This is a genomic window from Bacteroides sp. AF20-13LB (assembly GCF_003603065.1).
Classification (GTDB): Bacteria; Bacteroidota; Bacteroidia; order Bacteroidales; family Bacteroidaceae; genus Bacteroides; species Bacteroides uniformis.
Map to the genome: position 1 here is coordinate 46814 of NZ_QTMH01000020.1, position 26588 is coordinate 73401.

At 50.5% G+C, this 26588-nt stretch carries 21 protein-coding genes; 10 read left to right on the top strand and 11 right to left on the bottom strand.

Annotated features, from left to right (window positions below; translation table 11 throughout):
- Window positions 1-15: 15 nt before the first annotated feature.
- The 3 genes from DWX62_RS19830 (at window position 16) to DWX62_RS19840 (ending at window position 3967) form a co-directional block, all read left to right on the top strand.
- Entirely contained in the window at window positions 16-1419 is a 1404-nt protein-coding gene (locus DWX62_RS19830) for an aldo/keto reductase (protein ID WP_005831172.1), read from the top strand.
- A gap of 98 nt (window positions 1420-1517) precedes the next feature.
- Complete coding sequence (locus DWX62_RS19835; RefSeq protein WP_120173114.1) at window positions 1518-3443, top strand: TonB-dependent receptor; 1926 nt, start codon at window positions 1518-1520, stop codon at window positions 3441-3443.
- 14 nt (window positions 3444-3457) lie between these two features.
- On the top strand, window positions 3458-3967 hold the full coding sequence (locus DWX62_RS19840) for a membrane protein (protein ID WP_035448758.1): 510 nt from the start codon (window positions 3458-3460) through the stop codon (window positions 3965-3967).
- 25 nt (window positions 3968-3992) lie between these two features.
- On the opposite strand, the gene DWX62_RS19845 is transcribed toward DWX62_RS19840, so the two are convergent.
- Window positions 3993-5444, bottom strand: coding sequence for a hypothetical protein (locus DWX62_RS19845; protein ID WP_120173115.1), 1452 nt, complete (start codon window positions 5442-5444; stop codon window positions 3993-3995).
- 22 nt (window positions 5445-5466) lie between these two features.
- Window positions 5467-7020 (bottom strand): AAA family ATPase, encoded by a 1554-nt coding sequence (locus DWX62_RS19850; protein ID WP_117922791.1) that lies wholly within the window; start codon window positions 7018-7020, stop codon window positions 5467-5469.
- A gap of 530 nt (window positions 7021-7550) precedes the next feature.
- Between DWX62_RS19850 and DWX62_RS19855 the strand changes: the two genes are divergently transcribed.
- The gene (locus DWX62_RS19855) at window positions 7551-8189 is read left to right on the top strand and encodes an HU family DNA-binding protein (RefSeq protein WP_005832241.1); all 639 of its coding nucleotides are present in this window, start codon (window positions 7551-7553) and stop codon (window positions 8187-8189) included.
- A 105-nt stretch (window positions 8190-8294) separates the two neighbouring features.
- The gene (nudC, locus tag DWX62_RS19860; protein WP_009038266.1) at window positions 8295-9101 is read left to right on the top strand and encodes an NAD(+) diphosphatase; all 807 of its coding nucleotides are present in this window, start codon (window positions 8295-8297) and stop codon (window positions 9099-9101) included.
- A gap of 290 nt (window positions 9102-9391) precedes the next feature.
- Here the strand turns inward: nudC and DWX62_RS19865 are convergent, their stop codons facing one another.
- The 3 genes from DWX62_RS19865 to DWX62_RS19875 all read right to left on the bottom strand — a co-directional run bounded on the left by DWX62_RS19865 (window position 9392) and on the right by DWX62_RS19875 (window position 14578).
- Window positions 9392-11134 (bottom strand): phospho-sugar mutase, encoded by a 1743-nt coding sequence (locus tag DWX62_RS19865; RefSeq protein ID WP_005831188.1) that lies wholly within the window; start codon window positions 11132-11134, stop codon window positions 9392-9394.
- 81 nt (window positions 11135-11215) lie between these two features.
- Window positions 11216-12859, bottom strand: a complete 1644-nt coding sequence (locus DWX62_RS19870) for a C69 family dipeptidase (RefSeq protein WP_005831190.1) — start codon at window positions 12857-12859, stop codon at window positions 11216-11218.
- A gap of 36 nt (window positions 12860-12895) precedes the next feature.
- A complete protein-coding gene (locus DWX62_RS19875) occupies window positions 12896-14578 on the bottom strand; it encodes a M23 family metallopeptidase (protein ID WP_034526063.1) in 1683 nt (560 codons plus the stop codon).
- 183 nt (window positions 14579-14761) lie between these two features.
- Between DWX62_RS19875 and ald the strand changes: the two genes are divergently transcribed.
- Window positions 14762-15868, top strand: coding sequence for an alanine dehydrogenase (gene ald / locus DWX62_RS19880; RefSeq protein ID WP_005831193.1), 1107 nt, complete (start codon window positions 14762-14764; stop codon window positions 15866-15868).
- An 83-nt stretch (window positions 15869-15951) separates the two neighbouring features.
- Here ald and DWX62_RS19885 read toward each other — a convergent pair whose 3' ends face one another.
- Complete coding sequence (locus DWX62_RS19885; RefSeq protein WP_005831195.1) at window positions 15952-17175, bottom strand: MFS transporter; 1224 nt, start codon at window positions 17173-17175, stop codon at window positions 15952-15954.
- A 202-nt stretch (window positions 17176-17377) separates the two neighbouring features.
- On the opposite strand from DWX62_RS19885, the gene DWX62_RS19890 reads away from it, so the two are divergent.
- The 4 genes from DWX62_RS19890 to gadC all read left to right on the top strand — a co-directional run bounded on the left by DWX62_RS19890 (window position 17378) and on the right by gadC (window position 22445).
- Complete coding sequence (locus DWX62_RS19890; protein ID WP_005831197.1) at window positions 17378-18814, top strand: glutamate decarboxylase; 1437 nt, start codon at window positions 17378-17380, stop codon at window positions 18812-18814.
- 122 nt (window positions 18815-18936) lie between these two features.
- The gene (gene glsA, locus DWX62_RS19895) at window positions 18937-19902 is read left to right on the top strand and encodes a glutaminase A (protein ID WP_005831199.1); all 966 of its coding nucleotides are present in this window, start codon (window positions 18937-18939) and stop codon (window positions 19900-19902) included.
- A 109-nt stretch (window positions 19903-20011) separates the two neighbouring features.
- Window positions 20012-20755, top strand: a complete 744-nt coding sequence (locus tag DWX62_RS19900) for a potassium channel family protein (RefSeq protein ID WP_005832258.1) — start codon at window positions 20012-20014, stop codon at window positions 20753-20755.
- 103 nt (window positions 20756-20858) lie between these two features.
- Window positions 20859-22445 (top strand): putative glutamine/gamma-aminobutyrate antiporter GadC, encoded by a 1587-nt coding sequence (gene gadC / locus DWX62_RS19905; protein ID WP_005831203.1) that lies wholly within the window; start codon window positions 20859-20861, stop codon window positions 22443-22445.
- A gap of 93 nt (window positions 22446-22538) precedes the next feature.
- Here the strand turns inward: gadC and DWX62_RS19910 are convergent, their stop codons facing one another.
- The 5 genes from DWX62_RS19910 to DWX62_RS19930 form a co-directional block, all read right to left on the bottom strand.
- Complete coding sequence (locus tag DWX62_RS19910) at window positions 22539-23489, bottom strand: nitronate monooxygenase (RefSeq protein ID WP_005831206.1); 951 nt, start codon at window positions 23487-23489, stop codon at window positions 22539-22541.
- Between the two features lie 78 nt (window positions 23490-23567).
- A complete protein-coding gene (locus tag DWX62_RS19915; protein WP_008664780.1) occupies window positions 23568-24230 on the bottom strand; it encodes a DUF4858 domain-containing protein in 663 nt (220 codons plus the stop codon).
- Window positions 24231-24278: 48 nt separating this feature from the next.
- A complete protein-coding gene (locus DWX62_RS19920) occupies window positions 24279-24836 on the bottom strand; it encodes a DUF4943 family protein (protein ID WP_005831209.1) in 558 nt (185 codons plus the stop codon).
- A 19-nt stretch (window positions 24837-24855) separates the two neighbouring features.
- Window positions 24856-25956, bottom strand: coding sequence for an outer membrane beta-barrel protein (locus tag DWX62_RS19925; protein WP_005831212.1), 1101 nt, complete (start codon window positions 25954-25956; stop codon window positions 24856-24858).
- Window positions 25943-26551: a sigma-70 family RNA polymerase sigma factor gene (locus DWX62_RS19930; protein ID WP_005831214.1), complete on the bottom strand. Its 609-nt coding sequence runs from the start codon at window positions 26549-26551 to the stop codon at window positions 25943-25945. The genes DWX62_RS19925 and DWX62_RS19930 overlap by 14 nt, the downstream gene beginning before the upstream one ends.
- Window positions 26552-26588 lie beyond the last annotated feature (37 nt).

The following is a 26588-nucleotide window of genomic DNA, read 5'->3' on the forward strand; positions in this document are numbered from 1 at the left end:
TTCAGTCCTATCACAATGAAAGAAGACAATAAGAACAAGATAAACCGCCGCGATTTCTTCAAACTCGCCGGTGCAGGAACGCTTGCCTCGGCAGCAGCCCTATACGGCTGTTCGGGCAACAAGAACAACGGGGAAAGCGAATCGGCCGCACTGGGCGAGATACCAACCGGCAAGATGACCTATCGTACCAACCCCAACACGGGCGACCGGGTTTCTCTGCTGGGATACGGATGCATGCGATGGCCCACCCGGAAACGCGCCGATGGGAATGGAGACGAAATAGACCAGGAAGCCGTGAACGACCTGATAGACTATGCCATTGCTCACGGAGTGAACTATTTCGACACCTCTCCCGCCTATGTGCAAGGTCTGTCGGAGCGCGCCACAGGCATTGCCTTAAAACGCCATCCACGGGAGAAATTCTTCCTTGCCACAAAGCTGTCCAACTTCAGTCCCAGCACGCACAGCCGCGAAGAGTCCCTTGCCATGTATCACCGCTCCTTCCGCGACCTGCAAGTGGACTACATCGACTACCTCCTGCTGCACGGCATCGGCATGGGCGGCATGGAAGCCCTCCGTTCCCGCTATCTGGACAACGGCATGCTGGACTTCCTGCTGAAAGAGCGCGAAGTCGGACGCATCCGCAACCTCGGATTCTCCTATCATGGAGACATCGAAGTCTTTGACTACCTGCTCTCCCGCCACGACGAACTGAAATGGGACTTCGTACAAATCCAACTGAACTACGTGGACTGGCGACATGCCAAAGAAGTGAATACCCGCAACACGGATGCCGAATACCTATATGCCGAGCTGGTGAAGCGCAACATTCCCGCCGTTATCATGGAGCCGCTGCTGGGCGGACGCCTATCCCGCCTGAACGACCACTTGATGGCACGTCTGAAACAACGCCGCCCGCAAGAGAGCGTGGCTTCCTGGGCCTTCCGATTTGCAGGTACTTTCCCCGATGTGCTGACCGTACTGAGCGGAATGACGTACATGGAGCATCTGCAAGACAACCTGCGTACCTTCTCCCCGCTTGTTCCATGTACGGAAGAGGAGTTTACCCTACTGGAAGATACCGCCCAGCGAATGCTGCAATACCCCACCGTGCCGTGCAACGACTGCAAATACTGTATGCCGTGCCCCTATGGGCTGGATATTCCAGCCATCCTGCTGCACTACAACCGCTGCATCAACGAGGGCAACGTGCCGCAGAACAGCCAAGACGAGAATTACCGCGAGGCACGCCGCGCCTTCCTGATAGGCTATGACCGCAGTGTTCCCCGTCTCCGCCAAGCCAACCGTTGCACCGGTTGCGGCCAATGCAACCCGCACTGTCCGCAAGGCATCGACATCCCGGCGAAACTGCAGGAAATAGACCGGTTTGTGGAAGCACTGAAGCAGGAAACCCTTTAACGGAGTTATCTTCCACATCCGTTTTCATTTCGAGGATTACCAATCATATACAGATTCTTCTTTTTGTATAACTTTGCAGAAAGAACCATAGATAAACGATGAATAAAAAGATTTTAACGGCTATTTTAATAAGTATTGCCCTGCCAGGGGGCATGCTGTCCGCACCTGCCGACAGCCTCCGGCTGAAAAGCTACAAGCTTGATGAAGTCGTGGTGACCGGGACAAGAAATGAAACAGACATCCGCCACCTGCCAATGGCCATCTCCGTAGTGGGTCGTCGGCAACTGGAACAGACCTACCAGCCCTCCATCCTGCCTGCACTGACCGAGCAGGTGCCCGGACTTTTCACCACAAGCCGCGGCATCATGGGCTACGGCGTATCCACGGGAGCCGCAGGAGGCATGAGCCTGCGCGGCATAGGCGCCGGGGTGAATGCCGCCGGAGGACCTACGACCAGCCTGCTGGTGCTGATAGACGGACATCCGCAATACATGGGCCTGATGGGGCATCCCATCGCCGACGCCTACCAGAGCATGATGGCCGAACGGGTGGAAGTGCTGCGCGGTCCCGCCTCCGTCCTCTACGGGTCCAATGCAATGGGCGGGGTTATCAACATCGTCACCCGCAAGATGCAGGAGGACGGGGTGAAAACCAATGCGCAGATAGGATACGGTTCCTACAATACCCTGCAGACGGAAGTCTCCAACCGCGTGAGGAAAGGGCGTTTCAGCAGCGTGGTGACCGGCTCGTACAACCGTACCGACGGACACCGTGACGACATGGAGTTTGAGCAGTATGGCGGCTATGCCAAACTGGGATACGACTTCAACGACACCTGGAAGCTGTGGGGCGACGTGAACATCACCCGCTTCAACGCCTCCAATCCCGGCGAAGCCGACAATCCGTATATAGACAACGACTCGCGCATCACACGCGGCATGACCTCCTTCGCACTGGAAAATCGTTACGACCGTACTTCCGGCGCCGTGAGCTTCTTCTATAACTGGGGCCGGCACAGGATTAACGACGGCTACCACCCCGGAGAAGAGCCCCAGAAGTCGCACTTCAACTCCAAGGACCGGATGCTGGGCATATCGTGGTATCAAAGCGCCACGCTCTTCACCGGCAACCGCCTGACCGTAGGTTTCGATTACCAGCACTTCGGCGGAGAGTCCTGGAACAAGGTTGTCGCCATCGACGAGGCAAAACCCGGACAGCAGATTGGTGACCGCATCCCCGGCGTGGACAAGCAGATGGATGAATTTGCAGGCTATGTGGATTTCAGGCAGGACATCAACAGTTGGCTTTCACTGGACGCCGGTGTCCGCATAGACCACCATTCGCACGTAGGCACGGAATGGATTCCCCAAGGGGGACTGGCTTTCCATCTGCCGCGGCAGGCAGAACTGAAAGCAATGGTGAGCAAAGGATTCCGTAACCCCACCATCCGGGAGATGTACATGTTCCCTCCACAGAACCCCGATTTGAAAGCGGAGAGCCTGATGAACTATGAACTCTCCTTTACGGGGCAGCTTTTGGGAGGGCCCATGTCCTATGGGGTGAACCTCTACTACATCAACGGGGACAACATCATCATGACGGACCCTGCCCTGCGCAAGAACGTCAACTCCGGCGAGATAGAGAACTGGGGTGTGGAAACCAACCTCGGATACCGCATCAACCGCCACTGGCAGATGAATGCCAATTATAGCTGGCTGCACATGGAGAATCCGGTACTGGCGGCTCCCGAGCACAAACTCTATGCCGGTGCGGACTTTACGCAAGGACGTTGGGGCCTATCTACCGGTATACAATACGTGAAGGGTCTCCATACCTCGGTCACCCCGGGTAAGGAGAAGCAGGAAAGCTTCGTACTCTGGAACCTGCGTGCCAACTACCGTCTGTGCAGTTTTGCCGACGTCTTCGTCAAGGGTGAAAACCTGCTGGCACAACGCTATGAAATCAATGCAGGCTTCCCCATGCCGAAAGCTACGGTGATGGGAGGCGTAAATATCAACTTTTAATACATTACAACTACATGGAAACAAAAACAGTTAAACTCTACTCGCTGGATTACAATAATGTGAAGACGTATCTGGCAGCCTCGCTATTCATTCTTGGCAATCTGGCTCTTCCCCAGCTCTTTCATCTCATTCCCCAGGGAGGGATAACCTGGCTGCCAATCTATTTCTTCACGCTGGTGGGCGCTTATAAATTCGGATGGAAAGTGGGGTTGCTGACAGCCGTCCTGTCGCCCGTCCTCAACTCCCTGCTATTCGGAATGCCACTTCCCGCAGCACTTCCCGCCATTCTGTTGAAGTCTGTATTACTGGCTGTGGCGGCGGGCTGGGCAGCACACCGTTTCCAGCGCATTTCCCTGCCTATCCTGCTGGCAGTAGTTCTTTTCTATCAGGTAGCAGGTACTTTGGGAGAATGGGCCATGGTGGGCAGCTTCTTCCGGGCTGTACAAGATTTCCGTATCGGCGTGCCGGGAATGGGATTGCAAGTGGCAGGCGGATATTTACTGCTGAAATATAGCCTTCAATAAGCACGCTTTCAGGGCAAACCTTATTTCAGTAATTCCGCAAAGGGGTGTATTCCGCCCGATAAATGCGGTCGAAGAATGGTGCCCACTCATTGTCCGTGATGCCAATCTGCAGACCGTAGAAGTGTGTACCAGCTTCCCGACAACGGCGAATCTCCTCCATAAAGGCAGGTGAAGAGTGAGGAATCTTGAAATCGCTGACCCAAAGCACATCGGCATTCATATACTCCTTGCCTTCTTTGAGCAGGCGGAACGTGGCTTCTAGCATACGGGTGGCATCTGTATCCCCGCAAGCTGTCTTTGAGAAGAATTCGAGCAGCCTTGCCCGCTCTTTCCTTACGTCAATCGGATGGATGGAGACGGAAAAGGCTATCAGAAAGCAGTTCCGCCGTTGACGGTCGGCTATCTCCAGGAGCTTTATCAGCAGGGAGTGGGCAATCTTCTCCGGCTTGCCAGCCATGCTTCCCGAGGTGTCCAGACAGACAATCATCGGACCTTTGGGACGGGCGGGCTTGGTTTCGATACGCCGGGCAGGCTGCATGATTTCCGATTTATAGCGGAAGGTCTGGAGCTTGCGGGTGAGGTATTTGTAGACGAACAAATCTTCCAGTTCGCTGTCGGCGGAATGGGCAAGCTCAATGGGAAGCAGGGTATTGAGGTCGTTGCCGGTACTGATGCCCAGGATGTCACATTTGGAGGAGTGCTCCATTTTGTAGACGTTTCCCTCGGCAACGCGGATTTGCTCACGTCCTTCGTCGTCTGCCATACGCCCCATCTTGCGGGCCACTTTCACTATCTCGGGGCAAGAGCGCTGGATGCGCACGATTTTCCGTATACGCTCAAAGTCGACAGTATTCCACAAGCCGCTCATCATGCCCCAGGTCTGGAAGAATTCGTCCTTATCCACCCGGTTCTGGCGGATGTACTCGGGGATGTCTTTCAGATTGGAACGGAGCCTGCGCTCGAGGGCATCTTTGCGGAAAGCAATCTCTTTCTCCTTTTCTTCGTGCATCTTCAGTTGGAAGGCGTCTTCCCAGTCGTCCACCATTTTCTCCCAGACTTCATCGTCCGCATATCCTCCTTCTGTACCGAAGTGGCTGCGGTAGAAACGGGAGTCGAAGCCGTACTCCCGGTATTTGTCGGAAATCTGCTGGAGCAAGGCTTGCCAGCCGTCTTTCCGCTTTGCCATGGACCATTCCAGCACGAGTTTCATCCCGGTCCGTTCCGACTGGCTTTTCCGGAGGTGGTACCTCTCCTTCTCCAAGTTCAATTGGATGAACTGAATCATGGTGTCGTAAAAGATACGTGCACAGACCTCATCGCCCAGCACCTGCACCTTGACCATGGAGTCGTTCATCACAGAGAGTAGATAGGCATACAAGGGCTCGGTATCCGTCTCTGCGCACTCTCCGGTGGCAACGAAACGGTCCAGTGCCTGCACATAGAAGGCGGTGTCATATCGGGTGACGGTGGTGTTCATCTTCTTCTTGGTTACTGGAGGATTATTCGTCTCCATATCTCAGTTTGCGCATGTCCACACGCGCCCAGGCTATTTCCTTGCGGACGATGGAGACGTATTGAGCTACGCTCTTTTTGTCTTCTTCGGAGACGAAAAGGTTGTCGGACAAATCTCTTACCAGGCGGTCTATGCTGGTGGCGGCGGCGTCCAGTTCCGTCTCGTAGTCACGGTCGGTGACGGAGAGGTTTCCCAGCCAGAGTTGTTGCTCCTCACCTCGTTGCAGACGCCGCATGGGGAAGCGCACACCGTTGATGTAGAGATGCTTGTCGTCGCGGTAGAGGGTGACGCGTTCGGTGCCTTCCTCTTTCACGGCGCCGGTGTCGGCAAAGGCGCGGATGATGGTACGCTTGGGATTGATGGGGTCGGCATACATTACGCCCAAGGTGGGGGCATCTTTGGCGCTGTACTCCTTCAGATTTCTGTAGTCCACGATAAAGATGTAGGTGTTGCCCGTACCATGTTTCTCCACCTGGTAGTAGAAATGTTCCGTTATCAGCAGGTCATCGTCCCTACGGTCGCCGGCAAGGCGGGCTTTGTCGAGGGCTTCGCGCACACGGCTGACTTTCAAATCGGATTTCAGCGAGGAGGCGATACCGGCAATCTGTTTTGTGTGGGACACGAATAAGGCACGGATAACGATGTCACGGATGGCAACGCTCTCATCAGGCTCACTCCATAGACAGTGGTAGACGGGAAGCAGGTCGGTCATGGAGACTTCCGTGCGGCCGTGGACGAAGGCGGAGGTCTTGAGCAGCTTCACGATGTTCTTCCAGCGGCGGTCGCTGACGTAGACATTGCGGCGCAGGTCGGAGTCTTGCATCTCTACGCTTGTCAGTCCGTGGCGAATGGCTGTGATGCAGGAAAGAACATCGAGAGGCAAGGTTACGCGGCGTATCTCAGCTTGCCATTCGGCATACTCGCGGTCGGAGATTTGCCATTCGCAAGCAGTCGTTTCCGGATGGTCGGCAGAATCGTCCAGCAGCATTTTGTAGAAAGATTCTTCCTGCTTGACGCAGGTGCAGAGAATGCGGATAAGGAAACGGTCCCATAGGGCTTCTAGTCCCTCGCCTTGAGCGGGCAGTTCGTTGCTGGCGGCTACGAGCAGTTTGAGGGGGAGATGCAGTTCCTTGTCGCCGTTGCGGAAAAGTTTCTCGTTGATGACGGTTAGCAGAGTGTTCTGTATGGCAGGGCCTGCTTTCCATATTTCGTCCAGAAACACGACATCGGCTGTGGGCAGATAGCCGTCGATGGCACGTTCGTACTTGTCGGATTCTTTCAGTCGGCTAATGCTGACAGGACCGAAAATCTCGTCGGGCGTAGAGAAGCGGGACATCAGGTATTCAAAGGCACGGGCATCTGTAAAAGCCGACTTTAGCCGCCTGGCTACCATTGACTTGGCTACTCCCGGAGGTCCCAGGAGCAGGATGCTCTCGCCTGCCAGAGCTGCCAGCAGGGAGAGGTTTATTTCAGTTTCTTTTTCGTATACTCCCCGGTTCATTTCGGAAAGGAGGAGACGAATGCGTTGGGTTATTTCCACAATATGATTTATTTATAGTCAGTACTCATGTATAAAGAAAAGCGTGTAAAGATACCAAATAGTAGGGAAATCAGAGAGATTCTTATTAAGATTCACTATCTTTGGAAAACAAATACACACAGACACGCACACACACGTTGTGATTTGCTTTCATTTCCTATATCTATTACCATTTCTACCTGGAGACAAATTGTCCCCAGGTAAGTGACCAGTCCTTCATCGGGTCAGTCCCTATTATTGGGGATTTAACAATCCCCCCTCTTTTGCCGAAAACTAAAACTTTCCTCCCCAAACACTACCCTTCGTATCACAATATTTTATACCTTTGTTCACTAAGAAATAATCGTCCCATACCCATTTCTGTTTCGTCCGACAACTGTCGGACGATAATTAAACAACTGTTGGACGATAATGCAACAGTTGTCGGACGATTAGTTTTTAGGAAGAAGAAAATTAATCTGCTTAGCGACAAAAATAATTCCCCGAAGCGACGAGAACTGTTTATCGCTATAAACAAAAATAAATATCTTATGAGCGCGTATTACGACCTTTACGAAACGCCTTCGCCCGACGGGAAAGAAGACAAGAAATCACTCCATGCACGTATCTGCCCGAAAAGGACTTATACCCAAAAGGAGTTTGTGGAACATATCGCAACTTTCCAACATCTGCCCAAGAATGTGATAGGGGCAGCATTGGATGCCTGCATTGACGAGCTGTGCGATTTGCTGGCCAACGGAAACATCGTGGAGCTAGGAGAACTCGGATTCTTCAGCACTTCACTGAAATGCTTGCGCGAGACCGACGACGAGAAAAAGAAAATCCGCTCCGAATCCGTCCAATTCCAAAACGTACACCTGCGCATCAGCAGCACGTTCCGCAACAACATCAAGAAGAAAATGACGTTGGAACGTGTACACTCCACTACCAAGAAATCGAAAAAAGTAGTAGAGACCACCGAAGAAACAAGAAAAGCCGAACTGGAACTGTTCCTCAAGCAGAATGTATGTATCAACAAGAACGAATACATCCAGCTAAGCGGACTAACCAGACATGCCGCCATAGACGAACTGAACAACTTCATCCGGCAAGGGTTCCTGCGCCGCCGCGGAATGGGAAGGTCAACGGTCTATGTGCGACAAGAAAAAGACACAGCAAACGAAATTTAGGGGGGCAAGCACAGAGACACAGAGACATAGAAATTAATTTGAAAAGAATCTCTGTGCCTTTGTATTTTCGTGTTCATCCCCCCCAAAATAATAAAACAACAAACAATGGAAAAATCAACAGAACCCCAACCCTGCACGCAGTGGTTCGTCTTCTTCAAAGACCAACTGCTGCTGAAAAAAGGATATACAGACAAAGGAGAAATAAAATACAGCGTACCCGTCAGTATAGAGCCTCCTCTGACACCGGAAGCCGGAAGTAATATACACGAAGTGTTCCCCCCCAACGGCAAGCAAGTACGTGCATTCGCCTTGGAACAGCCCGTGGCCGAAACCGACGAATGGGTCATGATAGGCCTGCGCGCATCGTACGACTACATCTCGCCGGACGAGTACCGTTCTGCAGGAAAGGCCTTCCAGATACTCTATTGGGACGAGCACAGCCACTTCTGCCCCGTGTGTGGTACCGCCATGGAGCACCAGACCCCCATCATGAAGAAGTGTCCCAACTGCGGCAATGAGATGTACCCTCCCGTTTCCACCGCCATCATCGTACTGATACGCAAAGGAGACGAAATCCTGCTGGTGCATGCCCGGAACTTCCGAGGAACCTTCTACGGACTGGTGGCAGGCTTCCTCGAAGCCGGCGAGACACTGGAAGAATGTGTGGAACGGGAAGTTTTTGAGGAAACGGGGCTGAAGGTAAAGAACATCACCTACTTCAGCAACCAGCCCTGGCCCTACCCCAGCGGATTGATGGTGGGTTTCATTGCCGACTACGAAAGCGGGGAGATAAAACTGCAGGAAGATGAGCTGACCGCTGCCGCCTTCTATTCCAAAGACAACCTGCCCGAAATTCCACGAAAACTGAGTATCGCAAGAAGGCTGATAGACTGGTGGATGGAGAACAATTAAAAATTAAAGAATTAAAAAGAGGGGGGGAAGAAATTTTAAAAAGCAGATTGCGGAAAACACACACTCACAAACGAACAACTACGAATGAAACGACTCTCATTCACATCAACCAATCGGTGTGTAACCGCAATCTGCCTATACTTAACTTCCCTGCAAACGTTTTGTTCATCAACCATCGGGTTTAAGTCTTTATTTAAGTTTTCTTTCAACACAGAAGCAAAAGGAAGAGGCGCAGCCCTCACGGGTTACGCCTCTCCGAACACTATATACACATTTTTTCCTCTTTCCTATCAAATGCCGAGTGACTTGCGCACTGCCTCCACTTTCTTCTCAGCTTCGGCATCGGCGCTGGTATAGCATTTCGGACAACCCATCTCGCCCTTCACCTCGATATAGAACTTAATCTTCGGTTCCGTACCGGAAGGACGGACAGAAATCTTCGTGCCGTCTACAGTGAAATATTGAAGTACATTGGAAGTCTCGGGCATATCCAGCTTGCTTACGTTGCCCTGGGCATCAGTAAGTTCCAGCGTCTTGTAATCCTTAATCAGACTGACAGCCGAACCGCCGATTTCCTTCGGAGGATTGGCACGGAAGTTATCCATCATCGCCTTGATTTCCTCGGCACCGCTCTTACCCGGTTTCACCACATTCACGGTGGTTTCCTTTGAGAATCCATATTCTACATAGATTTCCATCAATACGTCATAGAGCGTCTTACCCTGGTCTTTGGCCCAAGCACAGATTTCGGCCAGCAAGGAGCAGGCAGAAACCGCATCTTTATCACGGACAAAGTCTTCGGCCAGGAAGCCATAGCTTTCTTCACCACCACCGATATACTGCTGCTTGCCTTCGCTCAGACGGATTTCGCGAGCAATCCACTTGAAGCCGGTGTAGCAGTCGCGCATTTCAATCTTGTTCTTGTCTGCCACAGCCTTGATGAGTTCAGTGGTCACGATGGTCTTCACGATGAAGTCGTTCGGCTGCATCTTGCCCATTGCAATACGGTTCTTGATGATGTAGTACAAGAAAATGAGACAAGTCTGGTTACCATTAATAAGCACCCACTCGCCCTTATCGTCCTTGCAGGCCATACCGACACGGTCGGCATCCGGGTCACTTGCCATCACGATGTCAGCGTCAATCTTCTTGGCCAGCGCAATGGCCATGGAAAGGGCTTCGGCATTTTCGGGATTCGGAGAAACCACCGTCGGGAAATTGCCGTCCTTCACCATCTGTTCGGGCACGCAGTTGATATTCTCAAATCCCCACTCCTTCAATGAGTCCGGAATGAGCACGCGGCCTGCGCCATGAAGCGGAGTATACACAATGCTGAGGTCTTTCTGGCGACGGATGACTTCGGGGTCGATGGAGATGGAGTGAACCATGTCCAGATAAACCTTATCCACTTCCTTGCCGATAATCTGAATCAAGTCCTTGTTGCCGTTGAACTTGATGTCGGCCACCGTCACCTTATTCACCTCGTCTATGATGGCTGTATCGTGCGGAGCGAGCACCTGCGCACCGTCATCCCAATAAGCCTTGTAGCCGTTGTATTCTCTGGGGTTGTGGCTGGCTGTAATGTTGATACCGCTCTGGCAGCCGAAGTGGCGAATGGCAAATGAAACTTCGGGCGTAGGACGAAGGTCATCAAAAAGATATACCTTGATGCCGTTTGCAGAGAAGATGTCGGCAGAAATCTTTGCGAACTTGTCGCTATTGTTGCGGCAGTCGTGCCCCACAACAACGGAAATATCCTTCTTTCCGGCAAAACATTTGTTCAGATAGTTGGACAAGCCCTGTGTTGCGGCACCTACGGTGTAGATGTTCATGCGGTTTGTACCGGCACCCATGATGCCGCGCAGACCGCCCGTTCCAAATTCCAGGTCTTTGTAAAAACTGTCTATCAATTCGGTTTTATCTGGATTTTCCAACATGCGTTTCACTTCTGCCTGAGTTTCGGCATCATATGCCGGGGTAAGCCATTTTTCGGCTTTCTCAGTCACCTGCTTAATCAGTTCCTGATTTTCCATAAGACTGTTATTGTTTTAAGGGTTAATATAAACTTTTTTGTAAGACACAAATGTAGAAGAATAAGTTCAAATATCCTAATTTTATTCAGGCATTTTATATCTGTCTCCCGTCTGCTTAACATACTCTTCAAGGAACTCCTTCGGGTATCCCGGGCGGATTACGCCTGCCGGCTGGCCGATGGAATTACGTTCGAATTGACCGTTTTTCATACGTTTGACAACGCCGTCATTATACTTTACGACAAGAAACTCGCCAAGACGTTTCCAAGTATCGAAAGTGCTTTGGGCAGTCATGTTCGTATAGTTGGTAAGAAATGCCTTTGCTTTGGCAGGATCTTTTTCCAGCAGTTTGGCAGCAGCAGCCTCAACGCCTTCCTGCGCTTCGTTGAAGGTTGTCTCCAACTCTGTCTGAGTGGCACGCACGTCGCCCATCATCAAGTCATAACGGGGATAAACCATATTGGCCACCCAGTTGAAAATCCAGAAAGCGGAGTTCCAGGAGAAAGTGATGTAATCGGCGCCGTCCACACGGGTGTAGCATACGGGAACCTTGTCCGTACAGCAGTATACGGGCGTAAATACCGTCATGTTGGCATCATCTGTGCCGAACCACAATACTCCACCGATAGGATCGGGCAACTCGGAGCGCATCTGTGCCACGAATACGAAACCGCTCTGCTGGGTGGAGATGGGACGTTCATTGAAGTATTCCTGGTCACCCACCTTGAAAGAGAGTGGAGAAAGGCGGTACGGGGTATGATACGGGCCTGCGCCGAAATCTTTGCTGATGTCGAGAGGAGTACCTTCATAATGGTCGCGCATGGCGTTCTTCACATCCTGCACGGAAACCTTGCGGTTGGGCTTCACAAACAGAGGCATCGGAGTGTCCGTCTCACCCAATATATAAGGCAGGAACTCGTTGCCGCGGTCGGTAAACATATTGAAATAGCTCCATACGCGTGCCTCGCAATAGCGACGGGCACCGAAATCGAGCGGAGCATAGGCATCGGCAAAGCTGAAATCCTTGTTCACACCGTCAAAATAGCCCTTCTCGCGTGCAAAGGAGATGACATCGGGGGAGTACATACAGTTCTCCTTGTCGTTCATGTTGAACTGATGAATGCGGCTCTGGTTGGCATGAGCGGAGATACAATCATCGGGCACGCGGACAGCTACCCATACGGCACCGCGCACACCGGGTCCCTTGCCAATCATCTCCATAATCCATATTTCGTTGGGGTCGGCGATGGTGAAGGACTCGCCACTGCTGTAATAGCCATATTCCTGCACCAGTTCCGTCATCACTTTGATGGCCTCGCGGGCGGTGCGTGAGCGTTGCAGACCGAGGTAAATCAGGCTGCCGTAGTCGATGATGCCGGTGGTATCCACCAGCTCGGGACGTCCGCCGAATGTCGTCTCACCGATAGTGAGCTGGAACTCATTCATGTTGCCAATGACATTGTACGTCTGACGCGCCTGCTCTATCTGCCCAAGGTATTTGCCGGTGTCCCACTCGTGTATGTCAATCAGCGTACCTTTCTTGTGCATACCAGCAGGATAATGATACAACTCGCCGAACAAACCATAAGAATCGGCAGAATAGGAAACAATGGTAGAACCGTCCGCGGAGGCGTTCTTGCCTACGATAAGATTGGTGCAGGCCAGCGCATTCGCCACGGCTGCCACAACAAACAAGACGGAAAGAGTCAGTCTTTTACTTTTCATACTTCTAAATTATAATGTTACTAAATATTTCAGTCTTTACCATACAAAATCAAACTGTTCGGTAGTACGGTTGCCACAGCCATCCGTCACCGTCATCTCCACCACATGCTTGCCGCCTTTCTCCACATATTTCGGGTCGAGCTCGCACACCAGGTTACCACTGATGGAATTGGGCTTTCCAAACAAGGCATACTTCCCGTCAATCGTACCCCGATAGGTGTTGATGCCGGTTTCCTTGTCCTTGGCCTTGAAGATGATTTTTCCCGTACGTCCCCACTGAGCTTGGTTCACGGGAGTTATCACCGGCGGAACCGTATCCACTGCCACGGTATAAGTCCCCAAATCCCGTATACGCACTTTCATGACACCATCCTCATACTTACCGCCGATGCGGTATTTTCCACCGCGCGCCGTTACGCCCGCCACATAATATTTGGTCATATCCTCTACTGGACGCCGGCGCAAGCCGATACGCAAATCGCAGGCATTGTGCATAGGAATACGGGTATCGTTTAGTTGATAGGTGAAAGCGATGTCGCCACTATCAGCCCGCACGGAGTAGTTCAGCAAGACGTTATCGTAGAGCATTCCTTTCGGGATAACCAACTCCAGCCCCGGCTCCTGCAGATAGTTCACCTTGTCCCATTTGAGGGTATATTTCTCACGATGTTCCACCGGAGCAATTATCGTCTTCTGTCCCTGGACTGTAAAGCGGACTTTAGAGGTATTTCCCAGCGCATCGCTCAGTGTATAGACAAATCGGTAAGGGCGTTCTTCGTTGATTTCCACCAGTCCGCGATTGCCGTTGGATGCCTGCAGCATGCGAAGACGGTTGCCCGGCTCTATAAAAGACTTCATGTACTGACCGTGTGTCCACGAATTGATATAGCGGTTCTCCTCATAGGCAAAGCGGTCTATCGTACTGCGGAAGACTTCCTCACCGTCCACTTCGAGAATCACCGTCTTCACGCCATATTTATTCTGCACTCCGTCCATATAGTCGTAGGCACGGATGCCTGCACCAATCAGTCCCCAGGCGGTAATGGGTTTCGTTGGATGTGCCGGAAAAGCCCGTCGCGTCTGCTTGCCCTCCACCACTCCTTTTCCCGGCTGTGGAAACAGCATGATACCTTCGGCACGCGGGGCAGTCTTGTCTTTCACCTTGTTCATGAAGAAAGGCAGCGGGTCGATATATTCGTCCGTAGCCGTCTCTATCATATCCAGATGCAGGTGCGGACCGAAAGAGTATCCGGTGTTTCCGCTCAAAGCTATTATCTGACCGGCCTTCACGGGATATTCATCGGGTTCGGGAGTAATTTCCACCTCCCAACTTTCTTTCTCGTACTGCAAGTCTTCAACCCGGCGGGCCACATCGCCCACAAAGGCACTCAAATGGCGGTTTATCGTCGAATAACCATTGTCATAAGCCACATCGAGCACATAGCCCGAACCGTGGGTAACGCGGATACGCGAAATATATCCGTCGGCCAGAGCGCGTACCGGCTTGCCTATGGTTCCACCGGTCTTGAAATCCAGTCCGCCATGAAAATGGTTGGCACGTATCTCGCCGAAGTTACCGGAGAAAGTGATGGGAAAATCAAAAGGCGGGATGAAGGAGGGCTTGTCTGTACCGGTTTCTTGGGCATAGCCGCTTTGCACACTACCAATAAAGAACAAAAGAGAGAAAAATATAGAATATTTCATATTTTGTACAGTCAATATTATTTTAAATGCATGCAAATATAAAAAGAATAGTTCTCTCTACCTACAGAAAGCTACAATTATCATTGATTAAAACATGCATAAAAATTCTGTTGAAGAACATAGATGCACCGATAACATCCAAGCCGGGAAATCGCTATATTGCGCCATGTTTAACCCCCCAATTAAAACTTTAAGGTTATGATTATCGGAGTACCTAAAGAAATCAAGAACAACGAGAACCGCGTGGGAATGACCCCTGCCGGAGTAGCCGAATTGGTGAAAAAAAGTCATACGGTGTATGTGCAAGCCACAGCAGGCGTAAACAGCGGTTTCTCCGACGATGACTACATCGCCGTAGGTGCAAAGACTTTACCGACCATTGAAGACACGTATGCCGCAGCCGACATGATTGTCAAGGTAAAGGAACCTATTGCACCGGAGTACAAACTGATTAAAAAGGGACAAGTGGTATTCACCTATTTCCACTTTGCAGCCGATAAATTGCTGACCGAAGCCATGATTGAAAGCGGTGCCGTCTGCATCGCCTACGAAACCGTGGAAAAAGAAGACCACTCACTTCCGCTACTTACTCCTATGAGTGAGGTGGCAGGACGCATGGCTACCCAAGTAGGAGCCCGCTTCCTTGAAAAGCCACAAGGCGGCAAGGGAAAACTGATGGGCGGAGTAACGGGCGTACGTCCCGCACGCGTACTTATCCTTGGAGGTGGTATCGTGGGCACCAATGCCGCACAGATAGCTGCCGGAATGGGTGCCGAGGTACTGATTGCCGACATCAACCTTCCCCGCCTGCGCTACCTGAGTGAAGTGATGCCGAAAAACGTAAAGACACTCTATTCTTCCACCCATAACATCAAGATGGAATTGCCGAACATCGACTTGGTAATCGGTTCCGTCCTCATCCCCGGTGACAAGGCCCCACACCTCATCACCAGCGAAATGCTGAAGATGATGAAACCCGGTACGGTACTCGTAGACGTAGCCATCGACCAGGGCGGTTGTTTCGAAACCTCCCACCCCACCACGCACAGCGACCCTACCTACATTGTGGACGGAATTGTACACTACGCCGTTGCCAATATCCCCGGCGCCGTACCCTTCACCTCCACCATGGCACTGACAAATGCCACCCTGCCCTACACTGTTTCCCTGGCATGCAAAGGCTGGAGACAAGCCTGCAAGGACGACCCGGCTCTGGCGCAAGGATTGAACGTAGTGGAAGGCAAAGTAACATACAAAGCTGTAGCCGACGTCTTCGGGCTGAAATATGAGGCGATTGAGTTATAAGTTATAAGTTATAAGTGATGAGTGATTTGTTGGTATTTTCCTTTCAGCATGGTAGCGCAGCACAATTACCAACAAATCACTCATCACTCATAACTCCCCCCCAACAAAGAATCCTTCTTCCTCGCATACTCCCACCACATAGCGAGCAGTGTGATGCAGAGGTTGAAAATAAACGGAAATTCCTTGGAATTAGTGTGGAACAAGGTCTGAAAGAAGTCTGTAATGAACGGGGACAATAGAATCGCCAGATAATTCATTACCATTACAAAGGCCAGTGCCAAAGTTGTTTTTTCCGGTATAGCCGTATCTACTGTCTCGTCATAAATCAGCGGTTGAATGACACCATATCCCAAACCAACCAACATACATCCCGGTATTATCAGCCATTCTTTAGGCGAAATCCATATCAAAAGCAAACCCGCTGCAATGGACAAAAGGCTGTAAAACTTTGTGTGTTTCCCCATCCACTTCACGATATGCCCCAGGAAGAAACCCGGAGCCATAATGGCAAGGAAGAATAAGGAGATCATCAATCCGGAATTTCCGCTGGAGAAGTGATGGGCCTCCATCAAAAAAGGCAAGTCAAAAGTAACCGCCAGCACTACATACGTAGTGACGCCATAAAACAGCATCAACTGTAGCAGATGGCGGACATGGATGCCGTATTTACCGGGAATCGCACGCTTGGATTCCTCCGGAACAACGGTAGCCGTATCTTCTGTTTTCTGCGGCTGACCGGTATCTCCCTTCAAATACCCGACAAGCAGCAGAGAAACCAACGGAAGCAGATATACCACGAAAGGCAAGTGCCAGTTTACCTCTGCCAGATACCCAGTCACCGCCGTTGCCACAACCAGCGTCACATTGGTGATGGCAGAACTGTAACCAAACTGCTTTACCCTATACTCCCCCGTGAAATAACGTGAAACCAAACCGGTAGACAACGGGATTATCAGTCCCGAGCCAATGCCGAGCAAAGCACTGACCACCATCAACTGCCACATTTTGTCCGAAAAAAGATAAAGTACCCCACTGGCGGCAAACATCCAAAGTCCCACTTTCAGCAGACGCACAAAGTCACGTTTCTCGGCCAGCTTGCCCGCCAATAGCACAAAAGGAATTATCAGCAGCGAAGGCAGGGAGGTAAGCATCTGTATATCCAGTTCTGTAGCATATGGAAAAATGGTAGTAAGCTGTCCCAAAATAGGTGATACGGCCAATCCCGGCAAGGAAGTCAATGCAGAGACTGACCAAATGCCGACAAGCGTGATAAGGGGGATTGTACCCCTTCCGGTATTGATTTTCATATAGTAGTATATTAATTAAATGAATAATGTGGGAACAACAAACCTACCTTCAGAATGTTCGTTTTTTAAGATTTTACTACGCTGCCCTTTAATAAACGCCAAATAATGCAAAACCCCGGAACTTTCATCCGCAAACCCCGTTGTTGTGGGAAATTCGACGGGGAAAAGCCCCGCCGCCTAAACCTTTAAAAAACTTATTAATATGGAAGATTTGAATTTCAGAAAAGGAGATGCAAAAACTGAAGTATTCGGTTCAAACCGTATGTTACAACCCTCACCCGTAGAAAAGATTCCCGACGGACCTACTACCCCGGAAATCGCCTATCAGATGGTGAAAGACGAGACCTTCGCCCAAACGCAGCCTCGCTTGAATCTGGCTACATTCGTCACTACCTATATGGACGAATATGCAACCAAGCTGATGAACGAAGCCATCAACATCAACTACATTGACGAGACCGAATATCCGCGCATCGCCGTAATGAACGGTAAATGTATCAACATCGTGGCCAACCTCTGGAACTCTCCTGAAAAAGAAACCTGGAAAACCGGCGCACTTGCCATCGGTTCCTCGGAGGCATGTATGCTGGGTGGTGTGGCAGCCTGGTTGCGCTGGCGCAAGAAACGTCAGGCGCAAGGCAAACCGTTCGACAAACCAAACTTCGTTATTTCAACTGGTTTCCAGGTGGTATGGGAAAAATTCGCCCAATTGTGGCAGATTGAAATGCGTGAAGTGCCTTTGACACTGGACAAGACCACGCTCGACCCCGAAGAAGCCTTGAAGATGTGTGATGAGAACACCATCTGTATCGTGCCTATCCAAGGCGTTACATGGACAGGACTGAACGATGACGTCGAAGCCCTCGACAAAGCCCTCGATGCCTACAATGCGAAGACCGGCTACGACATTCCTATCCACGTAGATGCCGCCAGCGGCGGTTTCATCCTCCCGTTCCTCTATCCCGAAAAGAAATGGGACTTCCGTCTGAAGTGGGTACTCTCCATCAGCGTCAGCGGACACAAATTCGGTCTGGTTTATCCGGGTCTGGGCTGGGTTTGCTGGAAAGGCAAGGAATATCTGCCCGAAGAAATGTCATTCAGCGTAAACTACCTCGGTGCCAACATTACTCAGGTAGGCCTGAACTTCTCCCGTCCTGCCGCACAGATTCTGGGTCAATATTACCAGTTCATCCGTTTGGGATTCCAGGGTTACAAGGAAGTACAGTACAACTCTCTGACCATCGCCAAGTATATCCATGACGAAATCGGCAAGATGGCTCCGTTCGTAAACTATTCCGACGAGGTTGTGAACCCGCTGTTTATCTGGTATTTGAAACCGGAATATGCAAGAGCTGCCAAATGGACTCTGTATGACCTGCAGGACAAGCTGTCACAACACGGTTGGATGGTACCCGCCTATACACTGCCTTCAAAGCTGGAAGACTACGTCGTAATGCGCGTCGTTGTTCGCCAAGGATTCAGCCGCGACATGGCAGACATGCTGCTGGGTGACATCAAGAATGCCATCACGGAGCTGGAGAAACTGGATTACCCGACTCCTACCCGTATGGCACAGGAAAAGAACCTGCCGGTGGAAACCAAAATATTCAACCACGGATGCCGTACTCATAAAAAATAAATTAATTTACGATTAAACGATTTACGATGTACGATTAGAGTTTCTCTTGATACGGACTACGTTTAAAGGAGTAATTTCAATCGTAAATCGTACATCGTCTAATCGTACATCACAACGTGTTTATGGAAAAGAAAATATCAATTTCACAAATAAAGGAGGTTGCCCAAGAAGCCTACAATGAGGTGAAGGGCAGCACAGGAGGCAAGAATGCGGATTATATTCCCTACCTTGCCAACATAGACTCCAAACTATTCGGACTCAGCATCTGCCTGATGAACGGGCAGACCATCAATATAGGTGACACAGACTATCGTTTCGGTATAGAGTCCGTCTCGAAGGTACACACAGCCATCCTTATCCTGCGCCAATACGGTGCGCAGAAAGTGCTGGACATGATAGGTGCCGATGCCACGGGACTACCGTTCAACTCCATCATCGCCATCTTGCTGGAAAACGACCACCCTTCCACTCCATTGGTAAATGCCGGTGCCATTTCCGCCTGTTCCATGGTGCAGCCAGTGGGAAACTCCGACAAAAAATGGGATGCCATTGTACAGAATGTCACTGAGCTGTGCGGCTCTGCCCCACAACTCATCGACGAACTGTACAAATCGGAAACGGCTACCAACTTCAACAACCGCTCCATTGCCTGGCTGCTGAAAAACTACAACCGCATCTACGATGATCCGGATATGGCACTCGACCTCTATACCCGCCAGTGTTCTCTCGGCATCACGGCCCAGCAACTGGGCATTGCCGCAGGAACCATCGCCAATAACGGTGTGAACCCCGTCACCAAACAAACGGTGTTCGAAGCCAGCCTGGCACCGAAAATTACGTCGATGATTTCGACCGTAGGCTTCTACGAGCATTCCGGCGACTGGATGTACACCGCCGGCATACCGGCCAAAAGCGGTGTAGGCGGTGGTGTAATGGCCGTATTGCCCGGTGTCATGGGAGTATCGGCCTTCGCTCCTCCCCTAGACGAAGCGGGAAACTCCGTAAAGGCCCAATCGGCAATCAAGTTCATCATGAACAAGCTCGGCCTGGGTGTGTTCAACGGTGATAACGTAACGATTACAGAATAAGTTTCTCTTTTTAGTTATGAGTTATAGGTTATGAGTTATTTGTTGGTAGGCACCGTAATCAGCAAATGACTTATAACTCATAACTTATGACTTTATAATGGACTTCATCATGAAAATGGCTCTATCAGAATTTGTATTGCGGGAAAAAGGTATCTATGGCATACTGCATGTCATTATATTGATACTGTCGCTATTTTTAGTTATCAGCATCTCTGTCGACACGTTCAAGGGGATCCCCTTTTACGAACAGTCGGTCTACATGAAAGTACAGTTGTGGATATGTGCCCTGTTCCTGGCAGATTTTGTATTGGAATGGTTCCTGGCAGAGAAGAAGGGTCACTACGTGGCCACGCATTTCATTTTCCTGCTGGTAGCTATACCCTATCAAAACATCATTGCCTATATGGGATGGACTTTCTCACCCGAGATAACCTATATGCTGCGTTTCATCCCATTAGTGCGGGGTGGTTACGCCATGGCTATCGTGGTGGGTTGGCTGACGTACAACCGCGCATCGGGACTGTTCGTTTCCTACCTTACCATGTTGCTGGCCACTGTCTATTTTTCCAGTCTGGCCTTTTATGTCATGGAGCATGGTCCCAATCCTTTAGTCAAAGGATATGGAGACGCCTTATGGTGGGCATTTATGGACGTGACGACGGTGGGTTCCAATATCATAGCAGTCACTCCCACCGGACGGGTACTGTCCGTACTGCTGGCTGCGCTGGGCATGATGATGTTCCCTATCTTTACAGTGTATGTAACGAGCCTGGTCGAACGGCGCAATAAGGAAAAAGAAGAGTTCTACAAGAAAGTTGCACAGAAGCCCGCGCCCAAAGCCGACGCTTCCTGAATAGTTAAAACCGGAACTTTCACTTATCCGTTGGGAACAACTCTCCCCAAGTGTTGTTATAGACGCTGATTTTGAATATATTTTTCATCTAAAACCTTAACTTATGGCAAATATTAAACAAACAGTGAAGCTGGGTGTATTTACCCTGGCAATCATGAATGTGACGGCAGTAGTATCCCTACGTGGACTTCCTGCCGAGGCCGTGTACGGAATGAGTTCGGCCTTCTACTACTTATTTGCAGCCATTGTTTTTCTGATTCCGACGTCACTTGTCGCCGCGGAACTGGCTGCCATGTTTCAAGACAAGCAAGGCGGTGTGTTCCGCTGGGTGGGCGAAGCCTACGGAAAAAAACTGGGCTTCCTTGCCATCTGGGTACAATGGATTGAAAGTACAATCTGGTATCCTACCGTATTGACATTCGGTGCCGTATCCATTGCTTTCATCGGCATGAACGACGTACACGACATGTCACTGGCCAACAACAAGTATTACTCACTCGTTGTTGTCCTCATCATCTACTGGCTGGCTACGTTCATCTCCATGAAGGGCATGAGCTGGGTAGGTAAAGTGGCAAAGGTCGGCGGCCTGGTCGGGACTATTATCCCTGCCGCACTGCTGATTATCCTGGGTATTATCTACCTTGCCACCGGCGGACACTCCAACCTGGATTTCCACAGCAGCTTCTTCCCCGACTTGACGAACTTCGACAATGTGGTGCTTGCTGCCAGTATCTTCCTCTTCTATGCCGGTATGGAAATGGGCGGTATCCACGTAAAAGACGTGAACAATCCCTCCAAGAATTATCCGAAGGCAGTGTTCATCGGTGCGGCCATTACGGTTATCATCTTCGTGCTCGGTACTTTCTCACTGGGCATCATCATCCCGGCCAAAGACATCAGTCTGACACAGAGTCTGCTTGTAGGCTTCGATAACTATTTCCATTACATCCGCGCCTCCTGGCTGTCACCGATTATTGCCATCGCTTTGGCATTCGGCGTACTGGCAGGTGTATTGACATGGGTTGCTGGTCCGTCCAAAGGTATCTTTGCCGTAGGAAAAGCAGGCTACATGCCTCCGTTCTTCCAAAAGACAAACAAGCTGGGCGTACAGAAGAATATCCTTTATGTACAAGGCGGTGCAGTAACCGTACTGAGCCTTCTGTTCGTAGTCATGCCTTCCGTACAGAGTTTCTACCAGATTCTATCACAGCTGACTGTAGTCCTCTATCTTATCATGTATATGCTGATGTTCTCCGGAGCCATCGTGCTGCGTTATAAGATGAAGAAGCTGAACCGTCCGTTCCGTATCGGCAAGAATGGCAACGGACTGATGTGGCTCATCGGTGGACTTGGTTTCTGCGGGTCATTGCTGGCATTCGTACTGAGCTTTATCCCACCCAGCCAAATCTCAACAGGCAGCAACACAGTATGGTTCTCCGTGCTCATCATCGGTGCACTGATTGTAGTCATTGCCCCGTTCATTATTTATGCTTCCAAAAAACCGTCCTGGGTTGACCCGAACAGTAGCTTCGAACCATTCCACTGGGAAGAGCAACCCGCTGTGCAGACAGCCGGTAAAAGCGCAACAAATATGGCTACCGGTAGCGCCACTACCAGCAACAATGGCACAAGTAATTCCGCCACAAGTGGAAATATGGCAAAAGACACAACCAATATCCCCAAAGGATAAAAGGTTATAAATTGGAACTAAAAAAGGAATATCCCCGAAATCACCGGGAATATTCCTTTTTTAGTGTTATATGATACCAGAAGACGGGAATAGTCAGAAATCCAATTCCTGCATTCTCTCCCACGCCCTTCTGCTCTCCTCCACCAACTCTTGCATGACCGACGCCACAGACTGCACTCCCTTTCCATGCAGCAAGGCAGATACCTGCCCTATTTCCAGTTCCCCTTCTTCCAAGTCACCTTCAAAAATACCACGTTTGGCACGGCCGCGCCCTAAAAGGATACGAAGTTCTTCCTCTGAAGCTCCCACAGCCTCAGCAGCCTCTACGGCGCTGCGAAAGTTATTGCGCACCAGACGCACCGGAGCCAATTTCTTCAAAAGCAGACGGGTATCCCCTTCTTCCAAATGCAAGCAGTAATCCTTAAATACCTCGTTTGCAGAACTCTCTGCCGTCAAGGCAAAGCGTGTACCAATCTGCACACCTTCCGCACCCAGCACCCGGGCAGCCAGCATGGCCTCACCCGTTGCAATGCCACCGGCGGCAATCAGCGGAAGTGTAGTAACTGCACGTACAGCTGGTATCAGGCACAGGGTGGTAGTCTCCTCCCTCCCATTGTGCCCACCGGCTTCGAAGCCTTCGGCAACTATTGCATCAACACCCGCCTCTTCTGCCTTCACGGCAAAACGCGAGGACGAAACAACATGCACCACCGTGATGCCACGCTCGTGCAACCAACCAGTCCATTTCTTCGGGCTGCCGGCAGATGTAAATACAATCTTCACTCCCTCGTCGGCCACAATCTGCATTATCTCTTCTATCTGGGGATACATCAAGGGAATATTCACACCAAAAGCATGATGCGTAGCCTCACGGCATTTCCTGATATGCTCCCGCAACGTTTCGGGATGCATCGAACCTGCGCCGAGCAAGCCCAGCCCTCCCGCATTGCTTACAGCAGCAGCAAGTCTCCAGCCGCTACACCACACCATACCACCTTGAATTATCGGATATCTTATTCCAAATAGAGAAGTCACTCTGTTCATTATTACTTTTTTTAAAGGTTTACTAATGAAAACAAGAAGAGGAGAAAGAAAGTTCAAAATTTGACAAAAAGTGATAAATTACTGTTGTTCCAAAACAGTTATCGAATCTCCATACGCCTTCAATACTTCCAGCGTACGGGCACGGCGCTTGCGGCCTTTGAAATTCCAAAACTCACGGGTAAAAGGTGTCATCAGGTCTAAACCGGAAATTCCACCGCCACTGGCACCCTGCCAACCGCCCACAGCCATATTATTGGCCCGCTCCGTCACCCGGTAACGCAAACCGGTTGCTTCAATCTGCTCCACCGTCTCACGCGGACCGGCATCAAACGGATGTTTAGCCCAGTTCGTAGGAATCATCAGAATCTTAAGCGCATAGAATTCATCTCCTCGCCAAGTATCCTTGTCTACCTTGATTTTTTTCTGATAAATGGGGTCCCAATTATATTTGGTATTGGCTGTATAAGGACGTAAGGTAAGCACCACTTTTTTCTCGGGCGCTTTCGGCATGACGGGCAATGAATTATCAAAATCCATCCACGACTTGTCCATCACCGCTTTCGGAGTACCCAGAGAATTGTTCATTTCCAATTCCTGCAATACCTCCGGATTCAGTTTTACCTCCCCCTCGCCCTTCAGCAACCGGTTCAGCCTCAACGAGTCCTGAGGGGTCCAGTTTTGGGCATAACAAGGGAAGGCTACTGCACAGAGCAGCCCCATTACAAGTATAAATCTCTTCACCTGACAGTTTGATTACTTAATACCTAATCCTTAATCCCTAAAAACAGGTCACCACCACATATATCCGCTGCCACAAAGCGGTTCGTCATAGCAGGGATCAATCGTCCACATAGTCCGTGGATACTTACGGGTTTCCCACCAGCGGCGGTAGCGCGAAGCGGCATCCAGCACCTCTTCGTCCGAAAGGAAATAGATACCTTCATAATTCTCCGCATCCGTATGTACCATCTTGCATCCCATCGAAGCATTGTTCCCGAGACGGATAGTCTCTACCGTCCACAGGATGCATTCGCCCAAACGCAGCTTGCCACCTGCCGAATAGGATACCGGAGCCAGGGGGAAAGAGGGAATGACCGTCAAGTCCTCGGCATACTTCAGCAATTCCTCTATATCTTCGGAAGTGAACTTGGGCATGTTACTCAATCCATCCGGACTTTGGGTAGAATATTTGCCAGCCTTCAACTGCTTGACAAACAAGTCTACATCCGGATGGTTGTAGTCCAACGTTTCTTTGCTGCAAGAGCTCAAAGAGAGAACAGAAAGAGTAAAGAATACGAGCAGCATAGTCTGCCCGAATATATGTAATTTATTGTATAGAGTCTTCATATTTGTATGGTATTTAAGATTAATAAGTCATGCGCACGCCGCACAACAGATTCAGATTGGTGGGCCGTTCCGTACGCAAGGTTCTTGTCTGCGAGTCCGTATCGAAATGATGGGATACAGACGGCTCTGCAAACAAGGCAAAACGGTTGTTCATTTTATAGCGTACCCCTACTCCGGCAGCAACCGACAACTGTACCGGCTCTGCACCGAAACCATTGTCCGGAGCACCTGCAATGCATTTCTCGGCTGCTCCACCTACCATAGCATAGAAATCCACTTTCGGCGTACTGGCCAGCATCATGTTCAGCCTTACCGGAATTCCCAGCGTATGCAACGTATGGTCACCATCCAAGCAATTATACTGAAGACCGGCTTCCAAGGAGAAATGCTTGTTCAAACAACGTTCCACGCTTACCCCGACCGTGAACGGCATATGGAAATTCCCTTTCGGCAGGGAAGTGCCGATGCCTGCTTTCAATGCCCAATTACGGGGCTTAGATGGCGATACAGCCACAGACTTTGCCGGTTCTTCCTCAGAAGATGGCAGCATTCTATCTATATCAGCATCCTTATGGCCAGGATTTGAATGGTAGTTCCCGTTTCCGGCCGGAGTTCCGTTACTGTAATAACCGTTTCCCGGCTGCTGCTGGTTTCCGTACACCCGTTGGGTAATCCGGATGGAAACATGGACAGACATGGATTCATCCTCATCGGCCTGCGCCGTCAATCCTGCCGGAATGCCGTTGGCGGGATGCTGTGTACCGGACTTTTGTGCCATGGGGTTGGCCTGATGAATAGAGGGAAAACTTTCCTGCACCACATCCCCGTTCAAGTTACCTTCCGGCGTCATGGCCGCCACTTGTGTAAAGGCCTCCTTGATTTCCTCTTTCGGAGAGAAATACCAGAAAGCGGCAGAAGCAGCTCCCAGTACAAATACAACAGAGGCGGCTGCGGCTACGCGGTGAAACCTCGGAGAAAGAAAAAGCGGCCTCCTGCCTTTTGCGGCAACCGGTGACGGCAAGTCACGTTGCAACCCTTCCCAGAAGTCCTCCCGCACTGTCATCTCTGCGCCGGCAAGACGACTGCGGAACAAACCGGTTATTTCATCATTTTCTCTCATATTCAGTATATTCTTTAATTCTTTTTATCAACAAACACTTAGCACGATGCAACTGCGAGGTAGACGAATGCTCTTTGATGTGGAGGATTTCGGCTATTTCCTTGTGCGATTTCTCCTCAAAGACGTATAAGTTGAATACAGTACGGCATCCATCGGGAAGTTCCGCCACGAACGCCATCAGCATTTCTTCGGAAATACGGCCTCCGGTTTCGGCAATGCCTGCTTCATCCGGAATGTCGGGCAATTGTTCCTCATTCACCACCAGTTGGCTGAAACGTTGCTGTTTCCGCAGGTAGTCTATCGCCTGCGTCACCATTACCCTTGTCACCCAGGTACTCAATGCACATTCGCCACGGAAGGTGAAGTGGGTGAAAATTTTGATGAAGCCATCGTGCAATACGTCATGGGCCGCATCGACATCGCCCGTATAGCGGTAACATACCGCCAGCATCTGCTTGGAGTAGAGGGTGTATAATTCCTTTCGGGCGGAATCCTTTCCTGCCCGGCAGCCCTCAATCAGTTCTATCTCATTTTCCAATGTCAGTGCTCGTTTTACGGACGCCTCTTCGCGTCGTTTGTTAGTTAGACGCAGCATTTTTGAAAATGCTGCTGAATTAAATATAAAAAGATGT

Excerpts from the sequence above, each read along its gene's own strand:
- glsA (WP_005831199.1), top strand. The coding sequence starts at position 18,937 with ATGGAAAAGAAAATATCAATTTCACAAATAAAGGAGGTTGCCCAAGAA.
- DWX62_RS19890 (WP_005831197.1), top strand. The coding sequence starts at position 17,378 with ATGGAAGATTTGAATTTCAGAAAAGGAGATGCAAAAACTGAAGTATTC.
- DWX62_RS19830 (WP_005831172.1), top strand. The coding sequence starts at position 16 with ATGAAAGAAGACAATAAGAACAAGATAAACCGCCGCGATTTCTTCAAA.
- DWX62_RS19845 (WP_120173115.1), bottom strand. The coding sequence starts at position 5,444 with ATGAACACCACCGTCACCCGATATGACACCGCCTTCTATGTGCAGGCA.
- nudC (WP_009038266.1), top strand. The coding sequence starts at position 8,295 with ATGGAAAAATCAACAGAACCCCAACCCTGCACGCAGTGGTTCGTCTTC.
- DWX62_RS19885 (WP_005831195.1), bottom strand. The coding sequence starts at position 17,175 with ATGAAAATCAATACCGGAAGGGGTACAATCCCCCTTATCACGCTTGTC.
- ald (WP_005831193.1), top strand. The coding sequence starts at position 14,762 with ATGATTATCGGAGTACCTAAAGAAATCAAGAACAACGAGAACCGCGTG.
- gadC (WP_005831203.1), top strand. The coding sequence starts at position 20,859 with ATGGCAAATATTAAACAAACAGTGAAGCTGGGTGTATTTACCCTGGCA.
- DWX62_RS19870 (WP_005831190.1), bottom strand. The coding sequence starts at position 12,859 with ATGAAAAGTAAAAGACTGACTCTTTCCGTCTTGTTTGTTGTGGCAGCC.
- DWX62_RS19925 (WP_005831212.1), bottom strand. The coding sequence starts at position 25,956 with ATGAGAGAAAATGATGAAATAACCGGTTTGTTCCGCAGTCGTCTTGCC.
- DWX62_RS19865 (WP_005831188.1), bottom strand. The coding sequence starts at position 11,134 with ATGGAAAATCAGGAACTGATTAAGCAGGTGACTGAGAAAGCCGAAAAA.
- DWX62_RS19835 (WP_120173114.1), top strand. The coding sequence starts at position 1,518 with ATGAATAAAAAGATTTTAACGGCTATTTTAATAAGTATTGCCCTGCCA.
- DWX62_RS19920 (WP_005831209.1), bottom strand. The coding sequence starts at position 24,836 with ATGAAGACTCTATACAATAAATTACATATATTCGGGCAGACTATGCTG.
- DWX62_RS19930 (WP_005831214.1), bottom strand. The coding sequence starts at position 26,551 with ATGCTGCGTCTAACTAACAAACGACGCGAAGAGGCGTCCGTAAAACGA.
- DWX62_RS19900 (WP_005832258.1), top strand. The coding sequence starts at position 20,012 with ATGAAAATGGCTCTATCAGAATTTGTATTGCGGGAAAAAGGTATCTAT.
- DWX62_RS19855 (WP_005832241.1), top strand. The coding sequence starts at position 7,551 with ATGAGCGCGTATTACGACCTTTACGAAACGCCTTCGCCCGACGGGAAA.
- DWX62_RS19910 (WP_005831206.1), bottom strand. The coding sequence starts at position 23,489 with ATGAACAGAGTGACTTCTCTATTTGGAATAAGATATCCGATAATTCAA.
- DWX62_RS19840 (WP_035448758.1), top strand. The coding sequence starts at position 3,458 with ATGGAAACAAAAACAGTTAAACTCTACTCGCTGGATTACAATAATGTG.